The following is a 24962-nucleotide window of genomic DNA, read 5'->3' on the forward strand; positions in this document are numbered from 1 at the left end:
AGAAACGGAATTATTCTGTCCAGCCATTGTCAATTCTTATAAAAGTGCGGTAAACTGTGCAAGTTTTTATTTTTTATCCTAGGAAAACGCAGAAATGACAGATTCTCAAGTTGAAGCCCAAGTTGAAAATAGTGCTGAAGGCATTCAAAAATTAACTGATACAAAAGCGATCATTGCATATCTTGTGGAAAAATTCCCACTTTGCTTTATTGCAGAAGGTGAAGCTAAACCATTAAAAATTGGTCTTTTCCAAGATCTTGCTGAAGCATTAAAAGATGATGAACGTGTCAGCAAAACTCAATTACGTCAGGCTTTACGTCAATACACCTCTAACTGGCGCTATTTACACGGCTGTCGCGAAGGTGCTGAGCGTGTGGATTTATACGGCAATCCTGCAGGTGTCTTAGATGCAGAACATGTTTCTCATGCGGCTCAGCAATTAGCTGAGGCAAAGGCAAAATTTGCAGACAAGCGCAAAGCAGAATTAGCAGCAAAAAAAACACAACAAAAACGCCCTGCTCGTAAACCAAATACAAATCAAACAACTCGCAAACCGAAAGCACCACAAGTGAAACTAAGTGCGGTTGATTTCACGACACTTTCTACTGGCAGTAAAGTTAAAGTAAAAGTTGGTGAGCAAGCAAAAAATGCGACCGTATTAAATTTGGAAAAAGATGGCGCACGCGTAGAACTTGAAAATGGTTTAGTGATGACAGTCACCGCAGATCGTTTATTTGCCTAATAATTTATTTCTTATCGGGATAAGGTTAAATGAAATTACATACAACCAAAAGTCTTATTGCGACAGCAATTTTAGGTGCGTTATTTCTTCATTCGTCTGACACATTTGCTGTGCAGCCGAAATTAAAGCAAAATGATATTACGATTCCTTCCGCAACTGATGCAAATCAGTTGGCAACAAAGCGTGCAACAACACGTTTAACCCAATCACATTATCGCAAATTCCAGCTTGATGACGCCTTTTCCGACAAGATTTTTGATCGTTACATTAAAAGCTTAGATTACAGCCATAACACCTTTTTAAAATCAGATATTGATGATTTACGTGCTAAATATGGTTCTAAATTAGATAATCAACTTAATGAGGGTGATCTTTCAGCTGCATTTGCGATTTACGATCTGATGATGAAGCGTCGCTATGAGCGTTATGCTTATGCACTATCCTTATTAGATAAAGAACCTGATTTAAAAGGTAATGATCAAATTGAGATCGACCGTGAAAAAGCACCTTTTCCAGCAAGCGAAGAAGATGCAAACAAGCTTTGGGAACAACGAGTCAAAAATGATGTAATCAGTCTGAAGTTAAAAGATAAAAAATGGCCTGAAATTAAAGAAAAACTGACTAAACGTTACAATTTAGCCATCCGTCGATTAACTCAAACCAAGGCTGATGACATTGTTCAGATTTATATTAATGCCTTTGCTCGAGAAATCGATCCGCATACAAGCTATCTTGCGCCACGTACCGCAAAAAGCTTTAATGAAAGTATGAACCTTTCTTTAGAAGGAATTGGTGCAACATTACAATCTGAAGATGACGAAACCAGCATCAAGTCTTTAGTGCCAGGTGCGCCTGCTGAACGCAGTAAAAAATTACAAGCGGGCGATAAAATCATTGGTGTAGGTCAAGAAAAAGGTGAAATCGAAGATATTATCGGTTGGCGTTTAGAAGATATCGTTGACAAAATCAAAGGTAAAAAAGGGACAAAAGTTCGTCTTGAAATTGAACCTGCAAAGGGTGGAAAAAGCCGTATTATCACTTTAGTGCGCGATAAAGTCCGTATTGAAGATCAAGCAGCCAAACTCACTGTTTCTAAAGTTGAGGGTGAAACGGTTGGCGTCATTAAAATCCCAAGTTTCTATATTGGTCTAACTGATGATGTGAAAAAATTATTAGTGGATGCTGAGAAGAAAAAAATTGGCGCCCTAATTGTGGATCTTCGTGAAAATGGCGGCGGTGCGTTAACGGAAGCCGTCGCATTGAGTGGTTTATTCATTACTGATGGTCCGGTGGTTCAAGTTCGTGATGCTTATCAACGTATTCGTGTACACGAAGATGACGACAATGCTCAGCAATACAAAGGGCCATTGCTGGTAATGATTAATCGTTTCAGTGCATCTGCCTCTGAAATTTTTGCTGCCGCAATGCAAGATTACAACCGTGGTATCATTATTGGGCAAAATACCTTTGGTAAAGGTACAGTACAACAAAGTCGTTCATTAAACTTTGTTTATGATTTAGATCAAACACCACTTGGTGTGTTGCAATATACTATCCAAAAATTCTACCGAATTAATGGTGGTTCAACCCAATTAAAAGGTGTGGCAGCAGATATCAATTTCCCTGAAATTATCGATGCAAAAGAAATTGGTGAAGAAAAAGAAGATAACGCATTGCCTTGGGATAAAATTCCTGCAGCGACTTATTCTGAAACCAATAAAGCGCGTAAAGATGTTGAACCATTAAATGAAAAACATCTTGAGCGTATTGCAAAAGATCCTGAGTTTATTGCGTTAAATGAAGATCTTAAAATCCGTGATGAACGTCGTGAGCACAAATTCTTGTCATTGAATTTCCAAGAACGCAAAGCGGAAAATGACAAAGATGATGCAAGACGTTTAAAAGATCTCAATGATCGTTTTAAACGTGAAGGTAAAAAAGCATTAAAAGATATTGATGATTTACCGAAAGACTATGAAGCGCCAGATTTCTTCTTAAAAGAAGCGGAAAAAATGGCAGCTGATTTAGTAAAACTCAATGCTAATCAACAAAAAGTGGATGCTGAAATAAAACAAGAAGCGACAAAAGCAACAAAATAACGATTATTTTGACCGCACTTTAGCAGATAAAAAAACTGAAGTGCGGTTATTTTTATGAATATTTTTAAAGGTACAGTAATGTTAAAAGGAACAATGAAATTAAGCACATTAGTCTTATCATTATCAATGATGACGTCAGGTTGTGCGTTAGCAGACTGGGCAAAAACAGTTGGGCAACCTCAACAAGCCGAAAATAAAGGCGTTGATATGTCTAAATTAAGCCCTGAAGAGCGTGCAAAACTTGAAGCGGAAATCAAAGAAGACCAAGCTCGCCTAGCAGCTGAAAAGCAAACTATGCTAGAGATGTCATTAACCCATGAAATTGGCGAACAAAATCTGCAGTTCAAACCAATTTTGGCAAAATTATATGCCGATAATAAATATGACTTAATGTGGAAAGACAAGGCTGCAGAAAAACAATTCCTACGTGAATATGCCGCCATGGTAGCATCAGGCATTTCTAAACGTTCTGCGCAATCATTAATTAATTTACATAACGCTGAAAAAACGGGCGGGCTCACCTATGATGTATTACTAAGTGATGCTTTCCTTGATTACTTGTATTACAGCAAGAATGTAAATCAACAAGCACAACGTTGGTTATATACAACGAATGCTTACAAACCAGAATTACCAAATCAAGAAATTATTGACCAATGGCAAAGTGCGGTTAAAAACAATGCGGTTTCTGACTTTGTGAATGGATTATCCAATCATAATCGTTTATACCGTGAAACTGTACAATCGCTCCCGTCAATGATTTCATCTTCAGGTATTTCTGCAATGGGTAAAAAACTTGCTCTCAATGCGCAGCGTTTACGTGTTATTCCTGATTTTGAAAATGGTATTTTTGTCAATATTCCGAGTTATAAATTAAAATATTACCGTGATGGGAAAGCAATCTTAGAATCACGTGTTATCGTAGGAAAAAATGAACGCCGTACACCTGTTATGTATAGTCGCTTAAGCAATGTAGTGGTTAACCCGCCTTGGAATGCTCCTACACGCTTAATCAATGAGGATATTTTACCGAAACTAAAACGTGATCCTAGCTATGCAACAGCTCACAACTATTCTATTTTGGATAGCCGAGGCAATGCCATTGATCCTCACTCTATTAATTGGAGTCGTATTGGTGATAAATTTCCATATCGCATCCGTCAAGCTGCTGGTGACAGTGCATTAGGTAACTATAAATTCAATATGCCAAGTTCTGATGCAATTTATCTTCACGATACACCAAATCATAGTTTATTTAGTAAAAAAGATCGCGCATTAAGTTCTGGCTGTGTACCCGTAGAAAAATCCGACCAACTAGCCTCCCTTTTATTACAAGAAGCGGGCTGGTCAGATGATAAAAAACGCAATGTTTTAGCAAGTAAGAAAACGACTTCTGCGAATATTCGTACAAATGACCCTGTATTCTTATATTATGTCACCGCATGGGTAGAAAATGGTCAAATACAAGTTTTACCCGATATTTATAAATATGATGACGCGGCAAGTTTTAGCGGTATTGACTGGAATATCGTAAAAAAATACCTTTAGAAAACATACAAATTAGAACTTTTTCTGATAGAAATTGTCTAAAGTTAAACATTAATAAAAAAGAAACTAGCAAATGACTAAAATTGATAATAATCGTCGCAAATGGATTTCATTAGGCGGCATTGCTTTAGGCGCAAGCATGATGCCAACTTCGGTATTAGCCATGGTCTCTACACCCAAACCTCGCATTATCAGCTTTTATAATGTCAACACCAATGAACGATTAAGTGGTGAATTCTCTGCAACCACAGGGTTTAGTCGTTCACTACTTGCTAAACTTGATTATTTTATGAGAGATCGCCGTACAGACCAAGTGCGTCGTATGGATCCCAATCTCTTCATGAAGTTTTATCATCTACAAAGTGATTTGGGCTTACGTACTGCACAAATTGATGTAATTTGTGGTTATCGTAGTGCTAAAACGAATGCTGTACGCCATCGCCAAAGTCGTGGTGTAGCAAGTAATAGCTATCATATTAAAGGACAAGCGATTGATTTTAGAATACCCGCTATCCCTTTAGCTAAATTACGTCAGGCCGCTGAAAATCTCAAGAGTGGTGGCGTAGGATATTATCCCTATAGTAATTTTATTCATGTTGATACTGGACCAATAAGAGCATGGCGTGGTGCATAGAAAAATGTGATTAAAACCGCACTTCTGTGTGGTTTTTTGTTATCAACAATAAGGAAAAAAGATGAATATTGAAATTATTCCAGTTACAGCCTTTCAGCAAAATTGCTCACTTATTTGGGATGATGAAAAAAATGCAGCAATTATCGATCCTGGTGGTAATGCGGAAAAGCTTATTCAACGCATTGAAGAACTCGAATTAAACCTTAAAGCAGTCCTATTAACACATGGACATCTTGATCATGTGGGTGCCGCTGAAGCGATTCGTGATCATTTCAACATTGAAATTTGGGGTTCGCAAGAAGAAGATCGTTTTCTATTTGAAAGTCTACCACAGCAATCTCAACAATTTGGTTTACCTTATGTTTCCGCATTTACACCTGATCGCTGGTTTAATCAAGAAGGCGAAGAAATTCAAATTGGCACATTAACCTTTGAAATTTTTCGCCTTCCAGGCCATACACCAGGTCACATTGGCTTTATTGAGCATGAAAAAAATATCGCTTTTACTGGCGATGTCCTTTTTCAAAATAGCATTGGGCGTACAGACTTTCCTCGTGGGAATTTCGATACATTGATCTCATCAATTAAAAATAAATTATTTACATTAAACGACGACATGGTTATTGTTGCAGGGCATGGTCCTTACACAACTATTGGACAAGAGAAACAAAATAATCCGTTTTTGAAGTAAAGATCTGAATTTTGGCTAAAAAAAAGCTCCTAATTTCTTAGGAGCACCAAAAAGGAATTTATGAATAAAATCTCTAAAGTTTAGCTTTATCAAAGGAATCTCGATAAAACATTAACTATTATATTGTTACGCTATAACAAATGCAAGTTTTTTCTTTACATTAATTTACAAACCTTTATAATTTGTAGTATTACTTCAACCGATTTTCCCATTCCTTCTAGAGTAATTAATTCATGCTTACTATGGAAATTATAGCCACCAGTAAAAATATTTGGACAAGCTAATCCTTTTTCCGCTAAAAATGCCCCATCCGTTCCACCGCGTATTAGTTTGTGATTTGGTGTAATACCGCAAGCTTTCATTGCTGCATCCGCAAGTTTAATCGCCAGTGGAACATTTTTAACTGTGTCATACATATTTTTGTAACTGTCTTCAATGACACATTCCACGGGCTCTTTCAGGCTTTTCTCTCTATTAAATTTTTCCACTAATTGATAAATAAACGCCTTGCGTTGCTCAAAATGAGCTTGGTCAAAATCTCGAATGAGATAATGTAGCTCAACTTTCTCAATATCCCCTTTAAAATCATCTAAATGGAAAAAACCCTCTTTACCCGATGTTTTTTCAGGGACATCATCTTTTGGAAAACCTTGTTGAAATTCACAAGCTAACGTAAGCGCATTCACTAATTTGTTTTTAGCATAACCCGGATGAATGCTCCGACCTTTAAAGGTAATTTTTGCAGTCGCAGCATTAAAGTTCTCATACTCTAATTCACCCACTTCTCCACCATCAATGGTATATGCCCAATCACAAGGAAAATCGTCCAATGGAAAATAATGCATCCCTAAGCCAATTTCTTCGTCTGGTGTAAATGCAACCCTAATATTACAATGTGCTATATTTTCTCGTTGCAAGATAGAAAGTACAGTCATAATTTTTGCGATTCCAGCTTTATTATCTGCACCAAGTAGAGTCGTTCCATCTGTCACAATCAAGGTTTTACCAATAAGCTGATGTAAAAATGGATAATACACGGGACTAATAAATTCAATTCCTAAACCTAATGCAATATCTCCCCCCCGATAATTTTCAATCACTTCGGGTTGAACATTTTTACCGCTGCATTGTGGTGAGGTATCAAGGTGGGAAATAAATCCAATAGTTCGTGTTAACTCGGGATGATTTGAAGGTAAATAAGCTGTGACAACGGCATGCTTAGTCACATTGACATCTTGTAAACCAAGTTTAATTAATTCTTGCTGCAAATGTAAAGCCAACTTCATTTGCCCTACTGAACTTGGTGAATGCTTTGCAGACGATTTAGATTGCGTATCAAACGCAACATAAGTTAAAAATCGCTCCAGTAATTTATTATAATCTTGTTCTTCCATTTTGATATTCTCCTTTGTTTTACTGCTAGTCTAATCCCAAAAATCCTTGCTGTTCTTGATATATAACAAGAAAGTGAAGAGTTATAAAATTTTCTGAAAAAAGTGCGGTCAGTATTTCAATAAAATTTTTCCTAAAAACGTGATTAAATCCTTTTCATCATTAACAATTCGCTATATCATAGCTGTTCAATTTTATGTCGCCCCTGCATCATTTTTGCAGGTTCATTTCTACTCAGTACCGATTAAATTGGTGAAATTAGGGAGAAAACCAAAGCTAGTGGAAAATCTGGTTCAAAAGCCTATTATTGAGCTTCGTTCAATCAAAAAATCCTATGGTTCTAACACAATTATTAATGATTTTAATCTAACCATTAATAACGGTGAATTCGTCACAATTCTTGGCCCGTCAGGCTGTGGTAAAACTACAGTGCTACGTTTATTAGCAGGTTTAGAAGAATTAGATGAAGGTCATATTATTTTGGACGGTGAAAATATTACTAATGTTCCGGCAGAAAAACGCCACATTAACACCGTATTCCAAAGTTATGCATTATTCCCGCATATGACCATTTTTGATAACGTAGCTTTTGGTTTGCGTATGCAAAAAGTGGCAGAAAGCGAAATTAAATCTCGCGTTCTGGATGCATTGCGTATGGTGCAATTAGAAGAAATGGCAGATCGTAAGCCAACCCAACTTTCTGGTGGTCAGCAACAACGTATCGCGATTGCTCGTGCTGTTGTGAATAAACCAAAAGTGTTGCTACTTGATGAATCTTTATCTGCGCTGGATTATAAGTTACGTAAACAAATGCAAAATGAACTTAAACAATTACAGCGTCAACTTGGCATTACCTTTATTTTCGTTACTCATGATCAAGAAGAAGCAATCACCATGTCTGATCGTATCGTTTTATTACGTAAAGGTAAAATTGCACAAGATGGTTCACCTCGTGAAATCTATGAAGATCCAGCTAACCTATTCGTCGCTCGCTTCATTGGTGAAATCAACGTATTTGATGCTACTGTGATTGAACGTAAATCTGACGATGAATTACTTGCTAACGTAGAAGGTCGTGTATGTGATATTCACACCAGTATCTCTGCTGAAAAAGATCAAAAGCTACAAGTGTTGTTACGCCCAGAAGATATTGTGATTGAGGAGCTTGACGAAAATGAGCACTCAAATGCCATTATTGGTCGTATTGTAGATCGTACCTATAAAGGGATGACTCTTGAGTCTACAGTAGAATTTGATCACAACGGTAAACGCGTATTAGTGAGTGAATTCTTTAACGAAGATGACCCGCATATGGATCACAGCGTTGGTCAACGTGTAGGTATTACATGGCACGAAGGTTGGGAGGTTGTACTCAACGATGAAGATAATCAATAATAAATTCCAGAAAATTACTGTTGCAATTATCTTCAGTTGGTTAATCTTCTTTGTGCTAATTCCAAACTTATTGGTTTTAACCGTAAGTTTTTTAACCCGAGATGGTAGCGACTTTTATGCTTTGCCATTTACTTTAGATAACTACACGAACCTGTTTAATCCGCTTTATGCACAGGTTGTGTGGAATTCATTGTATATGTCTGGCATTGCGACAATTATTTGCTTACTCATTGGCTATCCATTTGCCTTTATGGTCAGCAAAATTAACCCTAAATATCGTCCATTTTTGTTATTCCTTGTGGTATTGCCATTCTGGACAAACTCACTCATTCGTATCTATGGGATGAAAGTATTCCTTGGTGTGAAAGGGGTGTTAAATACCATGTTAATGGATATGGGGATTTTGAATGAGCCTATTCGTATTTTAAATACCGAAGTAGCTGTAATCATTGGTTTAGTGTATCTTCTTTTACCATTTATGATTCTACCGCTCTACTCTGCTATTGAAAAATTAGATGGACGCTTATTAGAAGCGGCAAGAGATTTAGGGGCGAATGCAGTTCAACGTTTCTTCCGTGTTATTCTGCCATTAACCATGCCGGGTATTGTTGCAGGTTGTTTATTAGTATTACTACCAGCAATGGGGATGTTCTATGTAGCAGACTTGCTTGGTGGGGCGAAAGTATTATTAGTTGGTAACGTGATTAAGAGTGAATTCTTAATTTCCCGTAACTGGCCATTCGGTTCGGCGATCAGCATCGGTTTAACTATCTTAATGGCATTGCTGATTTTCGTTTACTATCGTGCAAATAAATTGTTGAATAAGAAAGTGGAGTTAGAATAATGAGTCGTTTACTGCGTAATATTTTTATGTTTGTGGTATACGCTTATTTGTATATCCCAATTATTATTTTGGTGACTAACTCCTTCAACGAAGACCGTTATGGTTTAAGTTGGAAAGGTTTTAGTTGGAACTGGTATGAGCGTTTATTTAATAATGATACCTTAATCCAAGCTGCATTCCACTCTGTCACGATTGCTTTCTTTGCCGCTACGTTAGCAACTATTGTGGGCGGTTTGACCGCGATTGCACTTTATCGCTATCGTTTCCGCGGAAAACAAGCCGTAAGCGGTATGTTATTTATCGTCATGATGTCACCAGATATCGTAATGGCGGTTTCTCTACTTGCCTTATTCATGGTTGTAGGAATTTCGTTAGGTTTCTGGTCATTATTATTGGCGCACGTAACGTTCTGTTTACCTTATGTTACCGTGACGATTTTCTCTCGCTTAAATGGCTTTGATGCAAGAATGCTTGAAGCAGCAAAAGATTTAGGTGCGAGTGAAGTCACGATTTTACGTAAAATTATTCTACCACTTGCCTTACCGGCTGTCGTATCTGGTTGGTTGTTAAGCTTTACTATTTCACTAGATGATGTTGTTGTATCCTCTTTCGTAAGTGGTGTAAGCTATGAAATCCTACCGTTGCGTATCTTCTCACTTGTAAAAACAGGTGTAACACCGGAAGTAAACGCATTAGCAACGATTATGATCGTGCTTTCATTAGGGTTAGTCATTTTAAGCCAATTAATTGCACGTAAAAATAATCATTAAACATTGATATAAAAAGGTTTCACAAATCTTTTAAGATCAAATAGAATACGCCTTGACGCACAATCAAGGCGTTTTTTTATACCTGCATTAATGCAGGTGGTTTTTTACCCCTCTTTTACGGAGAACAGAGAAAAATGAAAAAATTTGCAGGTTTGCTTACTGCTGGTTTAGTTGCCGCTACATTAACTGCTTGTAACGACAAAGAAGCCAAGTCTGATGCAACAAAAGCACAGGCTCCAGCAAATGATACTGTGTATTTATATACTTGGACTGAATATGTACCAGATGGTCTTTTGGATGACTTCACAAAAGAAACTGGTATCAAAGTTATTGTAGCAAGTCTTGAATCTAATGAAACGATGTATGCCAAAATGAAAACCCAAGGTGATGCGGGCGGTTATGATGTGATTGCACCATCTAACTACTTCGTATCTAAAATGGCACGAGAAGGCATGCTACAAGAATTAGATCACAGTAAATTACCTGTTATCAAAGAATTAGACCCTGATTGGCTCAACAAGCCTTATGATAAAGGCAATAAATACTCACTTCCTCAGTTGTTAGGTGCGCCAGGTATTGCATTTAATACCAATACCTATAAAGGTTCTGACTTCACTTCTTGGGGCGATTTCTGGAAACCTGAATATGCAAACAAAATCCAATTATTAGATGATGCGCGTGAAGTGTTCAATATTGCGTTATTAAAAATTGGTCAAGATCCAAACACCAAAGATCCTGCAATTATCAAGCAAGCTTATGAAGAGTTGTTAAAACTACGTCCAAACGTACTTTCTTTCAATTCTGATAACCCTGCAAACTCTTTTATCTCTGGTGAAGTGGAATTAGGTCAGTTATGGAATGGTTCTGTACGTATCGCAAAAAAAGAACAAGCGCCATTAAATATGGTGTTCCCAAAAGAAGGTCCTGTTCTTTGGGTTGATACTTTAGCGATTCCTAAAACCTCTAAAAACCCAGATGGTGCACACAAGTTAATTAACTACTTATTAGGTGCAAAAGCAGCGGAAAAATTGACTTTAGCAATTGGTTACCCAACAGCTAACCTTGAAGCGAAAAAAGTACTTCCAAAAGAAATTACAGAAGATCCATCTATTTATCCACCAGCAGAAATCCTTCAAAAAAGCTACTGGCAAGATGATGTAGGTGATGCAATTCAATACTATGAACAGTATTACCAAGAGTTAAAAGCAGCAAAATAATGCGTTTTTAAGTGATAACAAAAAGAACGGTCAGATCAATTTGACCGTTCTTTTTATATTTACTGTTTTTAAAGAAACTATTTATAGCGTTTTTTTAACGAGTTTTTATCTTGCTCTTGTAAACGCTCAAGTTTTTCTTTAATCTGAATTTCCATGCCTCGGTTAATTGGGAAATAATACTGCGTATCTTTCAGTTCCGTTGGGAAGTAATTTTCTCCAGCAGCATAAGCATTAGGTTCATCATGAGCATAACGATATTCAGCGCCATAACCTAATTCTTTCATTAAAGCCGTTGACGCATTACGTAAATGAGGCGGCACATCAAAATCAGGAAAATCTTTTGCATGTTGTTTGGCTGCATTAAATGCGTTGTAAACCGCATTACTCTTCGGCGCTACAGCCAAATAAATAATGGCTTGAGCAATAGCTCGCTCTCCTTCATAAGCGCCCACTCTCGTAAAACAATCCCAAGCCGCTAGCGCCACTTGCATTGCGCGAGGGTCCGCATTACCCACATCTTCTGAAGCAATCGCTAATAAACGTCGTGCAACATAAAGAGGATCGCCGCCTGCAGTGATAATTCGTGCATACCAATAAAGTGCTGCATCTGCTGCTGAGCCTCGAATAGATTTATGTAAAGCAGAAATCAAATCATAAAAACGATCGCCTTGTTTATCAAAACGCGCTTGTCGTTCTCCTAATACTTCTTGCAACAAAGTGCGGTCTAATTTTTTACCGTTTTCAGTTTCAGAAGCCATATCAACCATCAGTTCAAGACAATTTAAAGCCAGGCGAGCATCACCATTCACATATTCAGCTAAAACCTGTAGCAAATTCTCTTCTAAAACTAACCGCTCTTTACCTAATCCTCGCTCAGGATCAGAAATCGCTTGTTGTAGAACTTGTTCGATTTCAGCCACTGTCAATGACTTAAGGAGATACACTCTGGCACGAGAAAGCAATGCATTATTTAATTCAAAGGAAGGATTTTCCGTTGTCGCACCAATAAAAATAATCGTACCATCTTCGATATGGGGTAAAAATGCATCTTGTTGGCTTTTGTTAAAGCGATGCACTTCATCCACAAATAAAATCGTTTGTCGATCTGCAAGTCGATTTTGTTTCGCGCGCTCAATTGATTCTCGAATTTCTTTCACGCCACTTGTTACCGCTGAAATCCGTTCAACTTCTGCATTGATACGATGAGCAATAATTTCCGCCAGTGTTGTTTTACCTGTACCCGGCGGTCCCCACAAAATCATAGAATGAACATGCCCTGCTTGAATTGCTTTACGAAGCGGCTTTCCTTCCCCAATTAAATGCGTCTGTCCATAATATTGTTCCAAATTTGTTGGACGCATACGGGCTGCTAAAGGGCGAAAGTCATTTTCAGCAAAATCAAAATTAAGATTAGACATATTCTTTCCTTAATAAGCAAAAGGTGTGAAGATTATCATTCACACCTTATGGATTATTTTTTACCTTTACGTTGGTCATCCAATTCCACGCCTTTTGGTACGCTAAATTGGAATAAGCTATCAGCTAGTGTTTGATTCGTAATGTTACGCAACACATAAAGATTGGTTTGACCATCTTTTTCTGTGGTGCTGAAATTTTTTAACACACCATTTGTATCTACACGAATATCAAACTGTTTAATGTTGCTATTTTTTGCCTTTGGTTTTAGCACAAATGTATCTGCATTCTGCGTCACTGAATACTGATTCCAGTGGTTTTTATCGTTACTGGTTAAAAGGACGAAAGGGGTATTATTTACCGCATCCTTCACCCATTGAGCAGTAACTTGTTGCACGAATGGATCATAATACCAAAGGGTTTTACCATCTGCAATAATTTGTGTTTCTTGCGGTGATTTGGTATCCATACGGAAAAGATTTGGACGTTTAATTTGAAGTTTTCCACTTCCTTGTTGAACGTTTTTACCGCCAGCAGACGTCACAGTTTGTGAGAAATCAGCACTTAATACCGTTACTTGATTTAAGCGATTTTGTAGCTCATCTGCGGCATCAGCAAAGGCAAAGTTACTTGCGCTTAAAAGTGCAGTAAGTGCGGTCATTTTTAATAATGTTTTTTTCATTCTACTTTCCTTTTTGTAAAGTGAAACTTAAGAGAATTAATATTCGGAACGTCGAGCTAAAATTTCTCGTTTTCCATTTGTCATAGGACCTAAAATGCCTTGTTCTTCAAGCTGATCCATAATTCGAGCTGCTCGGTTAAACCCCACACTAAATTTACGTTGAACATAAGAGGTTGACGTATTGCCAGTACTTAATACAAACTCCACAACGTCATCAAATAACACATCAAGATCGCCACTGCTTGCCGTTGATTTCTCACCTGAGTCTTCATCATCCGCGCCGTCTAAAATTCCATCAATATAATTCGGTTTACCTCTTGCTCGCCAATCATCAGCTACTCTTGCAACCTCATCATCGCTCATAAAGGCGCCATGTACTCGAATAAGATCCGACGAACCTTGACCTGAATATAACATGTCACCACGCCCCAATAAGGCTTCAGCACCGCCTTGATCCAGAATCGTTCTAGAGTCAATTTTGCTTGCTACCGTAAAAGCAATACGACTCGGAATATTGGCTTTAATTAAACCAGTTATAACATCAACTGAAGGACGTTGCGTTGCTAAAATAAGGTGAATACCAATGGCTCGGGCTTTTTGTGCTAAGCGAGCAATTAATTCTTCAATTTGTTTACCCGCTACCATCATTAAGTCAGCAAACTCATCAACAATTAGGACTATATAACTTAATTTTTCTAATGGTGGCGGCATTTTATCCATTGTATCACCTGGCTTCCAAATTGGATTTGGAATAGGCATATTCAGTTTTTCATATTCTTCAATTTTTTCATTATAACCTTCAATATTACGCACACGTAAAGCTGATAGTAATTGGTAGCGACGTTCCATTTCATCTACACACCAACGTAGTGCATTCGCTGCTTTTTTCATATCAGTCACAACTGGAGTCAGTAAGTGAGGAATATCGTTATAAATAGAAAGCTCGACCACTTTTGGATCTATCATAATAAATTTCACTTCATCGGGTCTGACACGGAAAAGTAAACTTAAAATCATAGTATTCACTCCAACAGATTTCCCTGAACCTGTTGATCCCGCAACCAGCAAATGAGGCATTTTAGCCAAATCTACAATGACAGAATTTCCTCCAATATCTTTCCCCAAAGCCATTGAAAGTAATGATGTTGACGAGCGGAACTCATTACTATCAAGTACATCACGCAATGGTACCATTTGACGGTGCGCATTTGGCGTTTCAATACCAATATAAGGTTTGCCTGGAATCACTTCTGCCACACGGATCGCACGGAACATCAATGCACGAGCTAAATCGGTATCTATACTTGTTACTTTAGATGCTTTTACACCCGGTTGTAATTCAAGCTCATAACGAGTTACCACAGGGCCAACTAACACATCTTGTACCGTAGCTTTGACATTAAAATTCTTTAATTGTTGTTCTATGCGTGCGGATGTGTCTAAAATTTCTTTACGCGTAATATCTTGAGCCTGTGTAGGACGATGCTCAAGTAAATCTAAACTTGGTAAAGGTGTTGTCGGTTTCTCTCGTTTATTCGTTGGTTGTTGAAATGCTGGATGTATAAGCGTATCAGAATATGGCTTATAGGTTATTTCATCGGTATTCTCAGTATAAATTTCACGCGCTTTAACTGGTGAAGCTGTCGGCTCATTCAAGATCACTTTTAATGCATCTTCAGCATTTGAGGCTTTTGCTCGCACTTCCATTTCTTGCATACGAGCTTGCTCTTGCGCAGCAAACTGACGCGCTAATTCATCTTCTAAACCATCATTATCTGATTCTAAAGGTTCATCATAAGTTGGATAAAGTGCGGTCGTATTTTCAGGTGTTTTAAGTGACACTTTTGGTATGACATTTTCTTCAAAAATATCATCTGAATCATCCGCACTTTGATGATTCACTTGTGAGTTTTTCCATGTAGCTGAAAAATCTTCTTTTGTTGGTAATTCAACGGAAGAAGCGGTAGAAATAGATACATGAGGTAAATGGTCAGATCCAACCGTGAAACCTTTAAACTTATCTTCTAATTTTTCAATATCTGCAGGCTCTGAAGTACTCGGTGAGTATAACCCACTGATATTAATGAGTTGCTCAGGCTTAACAAAGGTATTTTCAGAACCCTCCTCTTTTTCATCTTCTGTAGATTCAGTTTCCAATTGAGAATCAGAGAAAGCCAGTTGTTGAGGTGCCTCAATCACAATTTGTTCAAGATCATCCACAGAAGTATGTTCTGCATGCTCCTCTTCTGCCGGCTGATTTTTCATGGTTAGCCAATGATAGAATTTCACAATTAAACGAATTAATGATGCACCGGAACAGAAAATAAAGCCTACAACTGCACAGATAAAGCCCACTAAAATACAACCAAACTTACCGAGTGTAGGATATAAATTCACCACTAAACTGCCACCAAATACGCCACCAGCTAGATAGTAGTTCGTATTTGAAAGCAGCAATGTTGCCATCATGGTTAAGCCAACGATGAGAGCAATAAAGCCAAAGAAACGTAATGTAATACGGGTTACAGAGAGAGAATGCACCGCTTTGATTTTCAGTAAATAAATCGGTACGATAAAAATGACAAACGGAATGAGATGACCTACATAGCCGAGAAAAACAAAAAACGTATCAATCATCCAAGCACCCAAAGCACCTGTCTTATTAATAGTTTCAGTCTGAAAACTTGCTGTAGACCAAGAGTTATCTAATGGCGTATAGCTTGACCATGCTACGATTAAATATAAACCTAAAAGTGCGGTCAATCCGAGTAATAATTCTGCTAAATATTGTTTCGGTGTAAATCGTTTTGTAATTCGTTTAATCATTTTTATTTTAGTACGAGATAATTAGTTTGTTTCACTTCTTCCATGACAACATAAGTTCGGGTGTCATTCACACCAGGTAAGCGCAATAATGTGGTACCCAATAATTTTCGATATGCCGCCATATCTGCTACACGTGTTTTGAGTAAATAATCGAAATCACCTGATACCAAATGACATTCGAGAATTTCATCAAGCGCTTGAATCGCCGCATTAAACTCTTCGAAAACATCCGGTTTACCACGCACGAGCGTAATTTCAACGATCACCAATAAAGGGGCATCCAATAATTCAGGATTTAATAGTGCCCGATAGCCCATAATCACACCTTGTTTTTCTAAGCGTTTTACCCTTTCTAGACAAGGTGTTGGGGATAACCCCACTTTCTTTGATAAATCGATATTAGAGATTTTACCGTTGCGTTGTAATTCATTTAAGATTTTGATATCAATGCTATCTAACGCTTTATTTAATTTCTTTTCCATAACCTTTCCTTATGTACGGCGTATATTCTATCTAATTTATCAAAAACTTTCAGTAATCAGACAGCAATAGGACAACGTTTTTTTAGAAATTATCCAAAATGGCAAGTGCATCAGCGAGTTTTTTCACCGTAAAAACTTCCATATTCTCAACCGCACTTTTCGGCTTATTGGCAAAAGGGACGATCGCGCGTTTAAAACCATGTTTTGCCGCTTCACTAATGCGTTCTTGACCGCTGGTTACCGGACGAATTTCACCGGCTAACCCTACTTCACCAAAGACAACTAAATCTTGTGGCAATGGACGATTACGAAAACTCGAAATTAATGCAAGCAATAACGCAAGATCTGCTCCAGTTTCTCCGACTTTTACCCCACCAACGACATTCACAAAAACATCTTGATCCGACATTTGTAGTCCACCATGACGATGTAATACCGCAAGCAATAAAGCTAAACGATTTTGCTCTAACCCCACCGCCACACGGCGCGGATTTGCAAGCATGGAATGATCCACTAACGCTTGAATTTCCACCAAAAGCGGACGCGTTCCTTCCCAAAGTACCATGACCGAGCTACCTGGTGTTTGTTCATCTCCACGGCTTAAGAAAATTGCCGATGGATTTTTCACTTCGCGTAGGCCTTGTTCGGTCATACCAAATACCCCTAGCTCATTCACTGCACCAAAACGGTTTTTATGACTACGTAACGTACGGAAACGGGAATCAGCCTCCCCTTCCAGCAATAATGAACAGTCAATGGCATGCTCCAATACTTTTGGCCCCGCAAGGGTACCGTCTTTGGTGACGTGGCCAACCATAATGATAGCGACCTGTCGGGTTTTCGCATAACGAGTAAGAAAAGAGGCACATTCACGCACTTGTGCCACACTTCCTGGAGAGGATTGAATATCTGAAAGATGCATAACCTGAATCGAATCCACCACAATAATTTGCGGTTTTAATTGATCCGCCAAATTACAAATTTGCTCAACTGAGGTTTCAGATAACATATTTAATTTATCTGTCGGTAGATTCAAGCGATTAGCTCGCATTGCCACTTGTTGAAGCGACTCTTCCCCTGTTACATAAAGTGCGGTCATATTTTTTGCTAATCCACACATCACTTGAAGTAGCAAGGTACTTTTCCCCGCACCAGGATGCCCACCAATTAAAATGGCACTCCCCGGCACGATCCCACCACCTAACACGCGATCTAATTCTTTAAATCCACTGGTGAAACGCGGTGTCTCTTGCAAGCTAATTTCAGAAAGCGTTTGGATTTTTGCGCGAGTTTCTCCTGCATAACCACTAAAACGATCATTTTTTGTGGAATTTGAGGCTGAAATTAACCGCACTTCGCTAATGGTATTCCAGGCTTTACAGGCAGAACACTGCCCTTGCCAGCGCGAAAATTCTGCGCCACAATCATTACATACGTAAGCGGTTTTAGGAGCTTTTGCCATTTTTATTATCCTTTCGAGAACCCGTTTTACGCCATCAACATCATTAAGCCAAGCATTCTTTCAAAATACGCACGGCGCTTTAATAAGGCTTTTAACTTCTCAATAGTTTGAACATTATCTTTTGTTTCGCTATGAAAGGTAATCAAACCTTTTATTTCATTAAGGAAAAATTGATTACTTGCTAATAATTCAGCGGATCGATTTTCTTCCAGTTTTTCAAACAAGGCTTTGTTATCATCATAATAATGATAAAGATTGAAAAATGCGCCGACACGTTCAACGGTTTTCATAAAATCGAAAGCAAACACATCCGTTGGGAATGAAAGCGTTTCCTCAATCAATTGCTGCTCCATTTTCATGACCGCACTTAATTGTTCGCGAGAATCAACCGCACTTCCCTCACGTTCTTCTTTTAAGAAATCCCGCCATTTATTTAACCAATCAATCAGAAGTGGTTTACTGCCTAGTTGATAGCCTCGTTTCGCTTTACTTGCTGAACTAAAATACACATCCTGTTCAAAAGGTAAAAGTGAGACAAAATAGAAAAGATCTGAAACAAGCCCTTCTTTTAATTCAAATTCAATTTCGCAGATAGGCTGTGTTTTCTCCCCTGATAGAATCTTCCCCTGATCAAAAGCCACTTCAATTTTTGATGCACCAAATGCAATCAACCAAAAAGTGCGGTTAAAATCTGTTGAGAAAATTGGTTGTAATGTAGCGGAAGGCAAGCTTTCAAATGGATACAATGAGGTTAATTGTGCCGATGTAGGTACGGAATTATCAGGTATAGATAAATTGTATTCTGGACGACTATGCAATCCGCCAACCACTTTTCCGTCAGTTTTTAAGGTTAGTGTGAAATCATTATTTTCTCGACGAACACGCAATCCCATTTTTTGTTTTGCCAAAAAATGATCGGGATAATCGAAATAAGTATTTCCTAGAAAGATCGTATTTTGCTCTAAAATATTGAATTGATTGAGGTGTGTTTTTAGGATGTCGAAGGCGTCAGGGGCGACAGCAAGTTTTAATTCAACTTCATTACTCATTTTATTTTTCCTTATCAATTTTAACTGTTTAAATATACAGATAATTTTATACAAATCAAGATCTTTTTCGTGTATTTCCTTATAAAATCAGGTAATATGCAACGGAAATTTTAACCCTTGTTATGGAGTACCTCCCCTATGGCAATGAATAATATTCTCGGATTATTTGCCCATTCTCCTTTGAAGCCTCTGCAAAAACACTCAAAAAAAGTAACAGAATGCTGTGACTTACTGGTTCCATTTTTCAAATATACGTTTTTAAAACAGTGGAATGATGCAGAACAAACACGTTTGGATATTTCTCAATGTGAACGTGAGGCTGATAGCTTAAAACGCGAAATTCGTTTGAAATTGCCTCGTGGTTTATTTTTACCTATTGATCGTACTGATTTGCTCGAATTAGTTACACAACAAGATAAATTAGCTAATTATGCCAAAGATATTGCTGGTCGTATGGTTGGTCGACAATTTGGTATTCCTGAGAAAATGCAGGAGGAATTTTTACATTATGTTCAGCGTAGCTTAGATTCTATTCATCAAGCACACTTGGTGATTGAGGAAATGGATAAATTACTTGAAACTGGTTTCAAAGGACGTGAGTTAACATTAGTTAACAATATGATTCAAGAGCTTGATAGCATTGAAGATGATACAGATCAAATGCAAATTAAGCTACGTAATATGCTCTATACGATTGAAAGTCATTATAATCCTATTGATGTGATGTTCCTATATAAAATCATCGAATGGGTAGGTGTATTAGCTGATCAAGCTCAACGTGTTGGCTCTCGTATTGAATTAATGCTTGCTCGTTCCTAATTTTGACGACATTAACTACAACATAGGAAATCACTATGGAAATTATTAATGCATACGGTTCGTGGTTAGTCTTAATTACCGCGGCATTCGGTTTTTTTATGGCATTTGGTATTGGGGCCAACGACGTATCAAACTCAATGGGTACCTCGGTTGGTTCTGGTACCATTACAGCCAAACAAGCAATTATTATTGCCCTTATTTTTGAATCTGCCGGGGCTTATTTAGCCGGTGGTGAAGTAACAGAAACCATCAAAAGTGGTGTGATCGACCCCACTCAATTTGTCGAAATGCCAGACGTATTGGCATTAGGAATGCTTTCTGCTCTCTTTGCATCAGGCGCTTGGTTATTTATTGCTACTAAAATGGGTTGGCCTGTTTCAGGTACTCACACCATCATTGGGGCTTTAATTGGTTTTGCTTGTATTACGATTGGTCCAAGTTCTGTTGACTGGTCTACTATCGGTGGGATCGTTGGAAGCTGGTTTATCACCCCCGTGATCGCAGGACTTTTAGCTTATACCATCTTTGCAAGTATCCAGAAACTCATTTTCGATACAGAAGAACCGCTGAAAAACGCACAAAAATACGGGCCTTACTACATGGCGATTACCGTATTCGTACTTTGTATTGTGACCATGGCAAAAGGTTTAAAACACGTTGGATTAAACCTATCAACAAATGAAACGCTCGGTATTTCATTTCTAATCAGCATCATTGGTATGATTTTCTGCCACTTCTACTTCCGTAGTAAAAGATTCACTGAAAAAGCGACAAAAGGCACATTCGGTTCAGTAGAAAAGATTTTTAGTATCTTAATGCTTTTAACCGCTTGTGCTATGGCATTCGCACATGGTTCTAATGATGTAGCCAATGCAATTGGTCCGCTTTCTTCGGTGGTATCAATCGTAGAAAATGGTGGGCAAATCCTCAGCGGTGGGAAATTAACTTGGTGGATTTTACCCTTAGGTGCATTAGGTATCGCAGTAGGTCTTATTGCGATGGGACAAAAAGTGATGGCGACAGTAGGCTCAGGTATTACCGATTTAACTCCGAGCCGTGGTTTTGCCGCACAATTTGCAACAGCGATGACCGTTGTAGTGGCATCTGGTACGGGTTTACCAATCTCCACGACACAAACCCTAGTAGGGGCAATCTTAGGTATCGGTTTCGCTCGTGGTATTGCGGCGCTTAACTTAACAGTTATCCGTAACATCATTAGTTCATGGGTTGTCACATTACCTGCTGGTGCATTCTTTGCAATTATGATTTTCTACGTTCTTCGAGCAATTTTTCACTAATATAATTATTAAAAGTGCGGTGATTTTTCATTACATTTTTTAATCGCACTTAGCTTATTTACAATTTTGGGAAGTATTATGTCAAAAATCAATAAAGTTTTATTTTCTTGCGTTGTATTGATTTCAACTATTGGAACAGTACAAGCAGAGACAAAATATGTGACAGAAAATCTGAATACATATTTACGTCGTGGTGCTGGCGATCAATTTAAGATCGCAGGCGCCATTCAATCTGGTGAAGCTGTGACAGCATTGGAACAACAGGGAAAATATACCCTGATTCGTGATAATAAAAATCGCGAGGCATGGATTTTAACCTCGGAACTGAGTTCTACCCCAAGTAGCCGTGAAGAAAATCCAAAATTAAAAGCTCAAATTCAAGAACTGACTTTAAAATTAAATCGTGTTGATTCTGATTGGCAGCAGCGCACAAGTGAAATTCAACGTCGCAATAAGCAATCTGAGCAACAAAGTGGGGAGTTACTTGAACTAAATGCACAACTTAAACGTGAATTAGACATGATAAAAAATAAAAATCGTGATTTAGAAGCAATGCTTGATGCCAATAAACGTGAAATTGCGATCCAATGGTTTATTTATGGTGGCTCGGTATTAGGCGTAGGTTTATTAATCGGTTTAATATTACCTTACCTTTTACCAAGACGTAAACGTCGTAATAGCTGGTAATGATTCATCGCAGAGGTAGGCATTCGCCTACCTTTTCTTTATATTTTAATGGGAGAGTAAAATGGACATTTATCTTGTCGGCGGTGCAGTACGTGATCAACTTTTAAGTTTGCCTGTGAAAGATCGTGACTGGGTTGTCGTGGGAGCTACACCAGAAATGTTGCTGGCTCAAGGTTATCAACAAGTTGGCAAAGACTTTCCTGTTTTTCTCAATCCTGAAAGCCATGAAGAATACGCACTTGCCCGTACAGAACGAAAATCAGGCAAAGGTTATACGGGGTTTATTTGTGATTTTTCAAATGATATTACACTTGAACAAGATTTAATTCGTCGAGATCTCACCATTAATGCCATTGCAAAAGATAAGGAAGGCAAGCTGTACGATCCTTATCATGGCGTAGAGGATATTCATCAACGTATTTTACGTCATATTTCGCCTGCTTTTGCTGAAGATCCACTTCGTGTATTACGTGTCGCTCGCTTTGCGGCTCGATTCCATCATTTAGGTTTCTCTATTGCCGAAGAAACCCTTAAATTAATGGCTGAACTTACTGAACAAGGTGAACTTGCACACTTAACGGCTGAGCGTGTTTGGATGGAAACGGAAAAAGCATTAAACGAACCGCATCCTGAAATTTATTTTGAAACACTGCATCAAGTCGGCGCACTCAAAGTGCTCTTCCCTGAGATTGCCGCCTTAGATGGCGTACCAAACCCAGCTAAATATCATCCTGAAATTGATAGCTTTGTTCATACCATGCTCGTATTACAGCAAGCCGTTAAACTGACAGAAAATACCAATTTGAATAAAAGTGCGGTCCGTTTTGCAGCAATTTGTCACGATCTTGGTAAAGTCCTTACACCCAAAGAAAATTGGCCTAGTCATCATGGACATGAAAAAGCGGGGATTAAACCGACTCGTTCATTATGTAAACGTCTTAGAGTCTCTGGCTATCTTCAAGAATTAGCTGAATTAACTTGTGAATATCACACGCATGCACACAAAGCATTAGAACTTCGTCCAGAAACGGTAGTGAAACTCTTTAACACTTTTGATGTTTGGCGCAAACCTCAGCGATTTGAGGAATTTTTATTGGTATGTTTATCTGATACTCGCGGACGAACGGGCTTTGAAAATAAAGAATATCCGCAAATTGATTACCTCAAAACACTTTATCAAGCTGCTCTAGCTGTTGATGTGCAACAAGTGATTTCCGATGGTTTTGAAAAGCAAGGTATTCGAGATGAATTAACACGTCGAAGAATTGCCGCAGTGAAAGCCGAGAAAACTCACTTAAATGCTTAATCCAGCTTTACTAAAAGTAAACTACCCCTTACAATATGCGCAATTTTTTAGTAAATATTTTGTTATGAAATTATTAAAATCTCTTCTTGCACCTGTATTTGCAAGTGTGATCTTATCCGCTTGTACCCTTGATGCAGAACGCCCAACAGATGTTCAACATATCGATAAGAACGATATTACGTGGCAACAGCACCTCAAAAAAATCAAACAAATTCAATCTTATAGCACAAAAGGACAAATTGGTTACATCAGTCCACAAGAGCGTTTTTCTAGTCGCTTTGAATGGCAATATCAAAACCCTAAAGCCTATAAGTTAAAACTTTATTCTCTGATTAGCAAAACGACGCTAACTATGGAAATGCATCCTAATGGCATGACGATTTCAGATAATAAAGGCAATCAACAATCTGATAAAAATGCCAAATTATTGTTACGCGAAATCATCGGAATGGATGTGCCATTAGAGCACTTATCTTATTGGTTAAAAGGTCAGCCAGCAGATAACGCAGATTACCAAGTTGGAACGAATCATCTTTTATCCGAATTTAGCTACCCACTTGATGGCTCAATGTGGACAGCCGATTACTTAAGTTATCATGCCGATAATTCGATGCCTGAAAATATTCTGTTAAAGAATAAAAGTACATCACAAACCCTAAAAATTCGTGTGGATGAATGGGCGTTCTAATGAAAACACATCACTTTTCGACCGCACTTTCAACTTCGCTTGGAAAGCCTAACCGCTTTCCAAGCCCCGCAAAACTCAATTTATTTCTCTATATAAACGGTAAACTGCCAAACGGCTACCACGAATTACAAACCCTTTTCCAATTTCTTGATTTCGGCGATTGGCTCACTATTGATATTTGCCAAGATAAACAAATTCGGATCACTCCTGAAATCCCTGGCTTACCTCTAGAGCAAAACTTAATCTATCGTGCAGCCACGCTCCTACAAGAAAAAACCAGCTGTACACTCGGTGCAACAATTCATTTAGATAAAATTCTGCCAATGGGCGGGGGGATTGGTGGCGGCTCATCCAATGCCGCAACGACACTGCTTGCTTTAAACTATTTATGGCAAACCCATTTATCCATTGATGAACTTGCCGAACTTGGGCTAAAACTTGGGGCTGATGTGCCTATCTTTGTTCATGGCCAAGCCGCTTTTGCTGAAGGTGTGGGTGAAAAAATTCAATACTGTGAACCGCAAGAAAAATATTATGTAGTACTGAAACCTGAAACCTCGATTTCTACTGCAGTGGTCTTTAGCGATCCCGATTTGCCACGCAATACAGAAAAAAGATCCCTTGCCGAACTGTTGAATCAACCGTTTGCAAACGATTGCGAAAAAGTCGTGCGAACTCAATATCCTGAAGTTGAAAAAGCACTACTATGGTTGCTACAATATGCACCAGCCAGATTAACAGGAACTGGGGCTTGTGTTTTTGCTGAATTTGATGATGAAAAATCAGCACAAGCTGTTTTCCAACAAAAACCGAAGGAATTTTTCGGTTTTGTTGCTAAAGGATTAAACGTTTCACCATTACATACCATGTTGAAACAACTCTCGACCAACTAATTTATCTACACTCAACCTGAGG

Annotated in this window: 22 protein-coding genes; 15 read left to right on the forward strand and 7 right to left on the reverse strand. The window is 38.3% G+C overall.

The window, feature by feature from the left end:
• The first annotated feature begins 94 nt into the window (after window positions 1-94).
• The 5 genes from proQ to ACXVWP_RS06665 all read left to right on the forward strand — a co-directional run bounded on the left by proQ (window position 95) and on the right by ACXVWP_RS06665 (window position 5714).
• Complete coding sequence (proQ, locus tag ACXVWP_RS06645) at window positions 95-742, forward strand: RNA chaperone ProQ (RefSeq protein WP_289901856.1); 648 nt, start codon at window positions 95-97, stop codon at window positions 740-742.
• A 29-nt stretch (window positions 743-771) separates the two neighbouring features.
• Window positions 772-2841 carry a carboxy terminal-processing peptidase gene (gene prc / locus ACXVWP_RS06650; protein WP_297567651.1) on the forward strand — a complete coding sequence of 690 codons (2070 nt, stop codon included), beginning with the start codon at window positions 772-774 and terminating at the stop codon, window positions 2839-2841.
• Window positions 2842-2919: 78 nt separating this feature from the next.
• Window positions 2920-4389, forward strand: a complete 1470-nt coding sequence (locus ACXVWP_RS06655) for a L,D-transpeptidase family protein (protein ID WP_458473326.1) — start codon at window positions 2920-2922, stop codon at window positions 4387-4389.
• 73 nt (window positions 4390-4462) lie between these two features.
• The gene (locus ACXVWP_RS06660) at window positions 4463-5023 is read left to right on the forward strand and encodes a YcbK family protein (RefSeq protein WP_289901858.1); all 561 of its coding nucleotides are present in this window, start codon (window positions 4463-4465) and stop codon (window positions 5021-5023) included.
• A gap of 61 nt (window positions 5024-5084) precedes the next feature.
• Window positions 5085-5714 carry an MBL fold metallo-hydrolase gene (locus tag ACXVWP_RS06665; protein ID WP_289901859.1) on the forward strand — a complete coding sequence of 210 codons (630 nt, stop codon included), beginning with the start codon at window positions 5085-5087 and terminating at the stop codon, window positions 5712-5714.
• Window positions 5715-5869: 155 nt separating this feature from the next.
• Here the strand turns inward: ACXVWP_RS06665 and pepT are convergent, their stop codons facing one another.
• Window positions 5870-7108 carry a peptidase T gene (gene pepT / locus ACXVWP_RS06670; protein WP_458473318.1) on the reverse strand — a complete coding sequence of 413 codons (1239 nt, stop codon included), beginning with the start codon at window positions 7106-7108 and terminating at the stop codon, window positions 5870-5872.
• A gap of 277 nt (window positions 7109-7385) precedes the next feature.
• On the opposite strand from pepT, the gene potA reads away from it, so the two are divergent.
• The 4 genes from potA to ACXVWP_RS06690 all read left to right on the forward strand — a co-directional run bounded on the left by potA (window position 7386) and on the right by ACXVWP_RS06690 (window position 11332).
• Entirely contained in the window at window positions 7386-8501 is a 1116-nt protein-coding gene (gene potA, locus ACXVWP_RS06675; RefSeq protein WP_289901861.1) for a spermidine/putrescine ABC transporter ATP-binding protein PotA, read from the forward strand.
• A complete protein-coding gene (potB, locus tag ACXVWP_RS06680) occupies window positions 8485-9345 on the forward strand; it encodes a spermidine/putrescine ABC transporter permease PotB (RefSeq protein ID WP_289901862.1) in 861 nt (286 codons plus the stop codon). Before potA ends, potB begins: the two co-directional genes overlap by 17 nt.
• Window positions 9345-10115 carry a spermidine/putrescine ABC transporter permease PotC gene (potC, locus tag ACXVWP_RS06685; protein ID WP_049356535.1) on the forward strand — a complete coding sequence of 257 codons (771 nt, stop codon included), beginning with the start codon at window positions 9345-9347 and terminating at the stop codon, window positions 10113-10115. The genes potB and potC overlap by 1 nt, the downstream gene beginning before the upstream one ends.
• Window positions 10116-10249: 134 nt before the next feature.
• Window positions 10250-11332, forward strand: coding sequence for an extracellular solute-binding protein (locus tag ACXVWP_RS06690; protein ID WP_005698550.1), 1083 nt, complete (start codon window positions 10250-10252; stop codon window positions 11330-11332).
• Between the two features lie 77 nt (window positions 11333-11409).
• On the opposite strand, the gene ACXVWP_RS06695 is transcribed toward ACXVWP_RS06690, so the two are convergent.
• From ACXVWP_RS06695 to ACXVWP_RS06720, 6 genes are all read right to left on the reverse strand, one after another.
• Window positions 11410-12750 (reverse strand): replication-associated recombination protein A, encoded by a 1341-nt coding sequence (locus ACXVWP_RS06695; RefSeq protein WP_289901863.1) that lies wholly within the window; start codon window positions 12748-12750, stop codon window positions 11410-11412.
• A gap of 53 nt (window positions 12751-12803) precedes the next feature.
• Window positions 12804-13430: an outer membrane lipoprotein chaperone LolA gene (gene lolA, locus ACXVWP_RS06700; RefSeq protein ID WP_289901864.1), complete on the reverse strand. Its 627-nt coding sequence runs from the start codon at window positions 13428-13430 to the stop codon at window positions 12804-12806.
• A gap of 36 nt (window positions 13431-13466) precedes the next feature.
• Window positions 13467-16256, reverse strand: coding sequence for a DNA translocase FtsK (locus ACXVWP_RS06705; protein ID WP_289901865.1), 2790 nt, complete (start codon window positions 16254-16256; stop codon window positions 13467-13469).
• A gap of 2 nt (window positions 16257-16258) precedes the next feature.
• Complete coding sequence (gene lrp / locus ACXVWP_RS06710) at window positions 16259-16738, reverse strand: leucine-responsive transcriptional regulator Lrp (protein ID WP_005695827.1); 480 nt, start codon at window positions 16736-16738, stop codon at window positions 16259-16261.
• An 82-nt stretch (window positions 16739-16820) separates the two neighbouring features.
• Complete coding sequence (gene radA, locus ACXVWP_RS06715) at window positions 16821-18200, reverse strand: DNA repair protein RadA (protein WP_049380993.1); 1380 nt, start codon at window positions 18198-18200, stop codon at window positions 16821-16823.
• Window positions 18201-18226: 26 nt separating this feature from the next.
• On the reverse strand, window positions 18227-19249 hold the full coding sequence (locus ACXVWP_RS06720; protein WP_128787162.1) for a CYTH domain-containing protein: 1023 nt from the start codon (window positions 19247-19249) through the stop codon (window positions 18227-18229).
• A gap of 138 nt (window positions 19250-19387) precedes the next feature.
• On the opposite strand from ACXVWP_RS06720, the gene ACXVWP_RS06725 reads away from it, so the two are divergent.
• The 6 genes from ACXVWP_RS06725 (at window position 19388) to ispE (ending at window position 24940) form a co-directional block, all read left to right on the forward strand.
• On the forward strand, window positions 19388-20068 hold the full coding sequence (locus tag ACXVWP_RS06725; protein WP_128787161.1) for a TIGR00153 family protein: 681 nt from the start codon (window positions 19388-19390) through the stop codon (window positions 20066-20068).
• 35 nt (window positions 20069-20103) lie between these two features.
• Window positions 20104-21366 carry an inorganic phosphate transporter gene (locus ACXVWP_RS06730; protein WP_128787160.1) on the forward strand — a complete coding sequence of 421 codons (1263 nt, stop codon included), beginning with the start codon at window positions 20104-20106 and terminating at the stop codon, window positions 21364-21366.
• A gap of 78 nt (window positions 21367-21444) precedes the next feature.
• On the forward strand, window positions 21445-22053 hold the full coding sequence (locus ACXVWP_RS06735; RefSeq protein ID WP_049356518.1) for a TIGR04211 family SH3 domain-containing protein: 609 nt from the start codon (window positions 21445-21447) through the stop codon (window positions 22051-22053).
• Window positions 22054-22114: 61 nt separating this feature from the next.
• Entirely contained in the window at window positions 22115-23359 is a 1245-nt protein-coding gene (locus tag ACXVWP_RS06740; protein ID WP_049356516.1) for a multifunctional CCA addition/repair protein, read from the forward strand.
• Between the two features lie 64 nt (window positions 23360-23423).
• Window positions 23424-24047, forward strand: coding sequence for a lipoprotein insertase outer membrane protein LolB (lolB, locus tag ACXVWP_RS06745; protein WP_005698818.1), 624 nt, complete (start codon window positions 23424-23426; stop codon window positions 24045-24047).
• Entirely contained in the window at window positions 24047-24940 is an 894-nt protein-coding gene (gene ispE, locus ACXVWP_RS06750; RefSeq protein ID WP_049356514.1) for a 4-(cytidine 5'-diphospho)-2-C-methyl-D-erythritol kinase, read from the forward strand. The genes lolB and ispE overlap by 1 nt, the downstream gene beginning before the upstream one ends.
• The last annotated feature ends 22 nt before the right edge of the window (window positions 24941-24962 follow it).

The sequence above is a fragment of the Haemophilus sp. SZY H56 genome, assembly GCF_054332415.1.

What these genes read in the sequence shown, in the direction of transcription:
- proQ (WP_289901856.1), top strand. Translation starts at nt 95, where the DNA reads ATGACAGATTCTCAAGTTGAAGCCCAAGTTGAAAATAGTGCTGAAGGC.
- prc (WP_297567651.1), top strand. Translation starts at nt 772, where the DNA reads ATGAAATTACATACAACCAAAAGTCTTATTGCGACAGCAATTTTAGGT.
- ACXVWP_RS06655 (WP_458473326.1), top strand. Translation starts at nt 2,920, where the DNA reads ATGTTAAAAGGAACAATGAAATTAAGCACATTAGTCTTATCATTATCA.
- ACXVWP_RS06660 (WP_289901858.1), top strand. Translation starts at nt 4,463, where the DNA reads ATGACTAAAATTGATAATAATCGTCGCAAATGGATTTCATTAGGCGGC.
- ACXVWP_RS06665 (WP_289901859.1), top strand. Translation starts at nt 5,085, where the DNA reads ATGAATATTGAAATTATTCCAGTTACAGCCTTTCAGCAAAATTGCTCA.
- pepT (WP_458473318.1), bottom strand. Translation starts at nt 7,108, where the DNA reads ATGGAAGAACAAGATTATAATAAATTACTGGAGCGATTTTTAACTTAT.
- potB (WP_289901862.1), top strand. Translation starts at nt 8,485, where the DNA reads ATGAAGATAATCAATAATAAATTCCAGAAAATTACTGTTGCAATTATC.
- potC (WP_049356535.1), top strand. Translation starts at nt 9,345, where the DNA reads ATGAGTCGTTTACTGCGTAATATTTTTATGTTTGTGGTATACGCTTAT.
- ACXVWP_RS06690 (WP_005698550.1), top strand. Translation starts at nt 10,250, where the DNA reads ATGAAAAAATTTGCAGGTTTGCTTACTGCTGGTTTAGTTGCCGCTACA.
- ACXVWP_RS06695 (WP_289901863.1), bottom strand. Translation starts at nt 12,750, where the DNA reads ATGTCTAATCTTAATTTTGATTTTGCTGAAAATGACTTTCGCCCTTTA.
- lolA (WP_289901864.1), bottom strand. Translation starts at nt 13,430, where the DNA reads ATGAAAAAAACATTATTAAAAATGACCGCACTTACTGCACTTTTAAGC.
- ACXVWP_RS06705 (WP_289901865.1), bottom strand. Translation starts at nt 16,256, where the DNA reads ATGATTAAACGAATTACAAAACGATTTACACCGAAACAATATTTAGCA.
- lrp (WP_005695827.1), bottom strand. Translation starts at nt 16,738, where the DNA reads ATGGAAAAGAAATTAAATAAAGCGTTAGATAGCATTGATATCAAAATC.
- radA (WP_049380993.1), bottom strand. Translation starts at nt 18,200, where the DNA reads ATGGCAAAAGCTCCTAAAACCGCTTACGTATGTAATGATTGTGGCGCA.
- ACXVWP_RS06720 (WP_128787162.1), bottom strand. Translation starts at nt 19,249, where the DNA reads ATGAGTAATGAAGTTGAATTAAAACTTGCTGTCGCCCCTGACGCCTTC.
- ACXVWP_RS06725 (WP_128787161.1), top strand. Translation starts at nt 19,388, where the DNA reads ATGGCAATGAATAATATTCTCGGATTATTTGCCCATTCTCCTTTGAAG.
- ACXVWP_RS06730 (WP_128787160.1), top strand. Translation starts at nt 20,104, where the DNA reads ATGGAAATTATTAATGCATACGGTTCGTGGTTAGTCTTAATTACCGCG.
- ACXVWP_RS06735 (WP_049356518.1), top strand. Translation starts at nt 21,445, where the DNA reads ATGTCAAAAATCAATAAAGTTTTATTTTCTTGCGTTGTATTGATTTCA.
- ACXVWP_RS06740 (WP_049356516.1), top strand. Translation starts at nt 22,115, where the DNA reads ATGGACATTTATCTTGTCGGCGGTGCAGTACGTGATCAACTTTTAAGT.
- lolB (WP_005698818.1), top strand. Translation starts at nt 23,424, where the DNA reads ATGAAATTATTAAAATCTCTTCTTGCACCTGTATTTGCAAGTGTGATC.
- ispE (WP_049356514.1), top strand. Translation starts at nt 24,047, where the DNA reads ATGAAAACACATCACTTTTCGACCGCACTTTCAACTTCGCTTGGAAAG.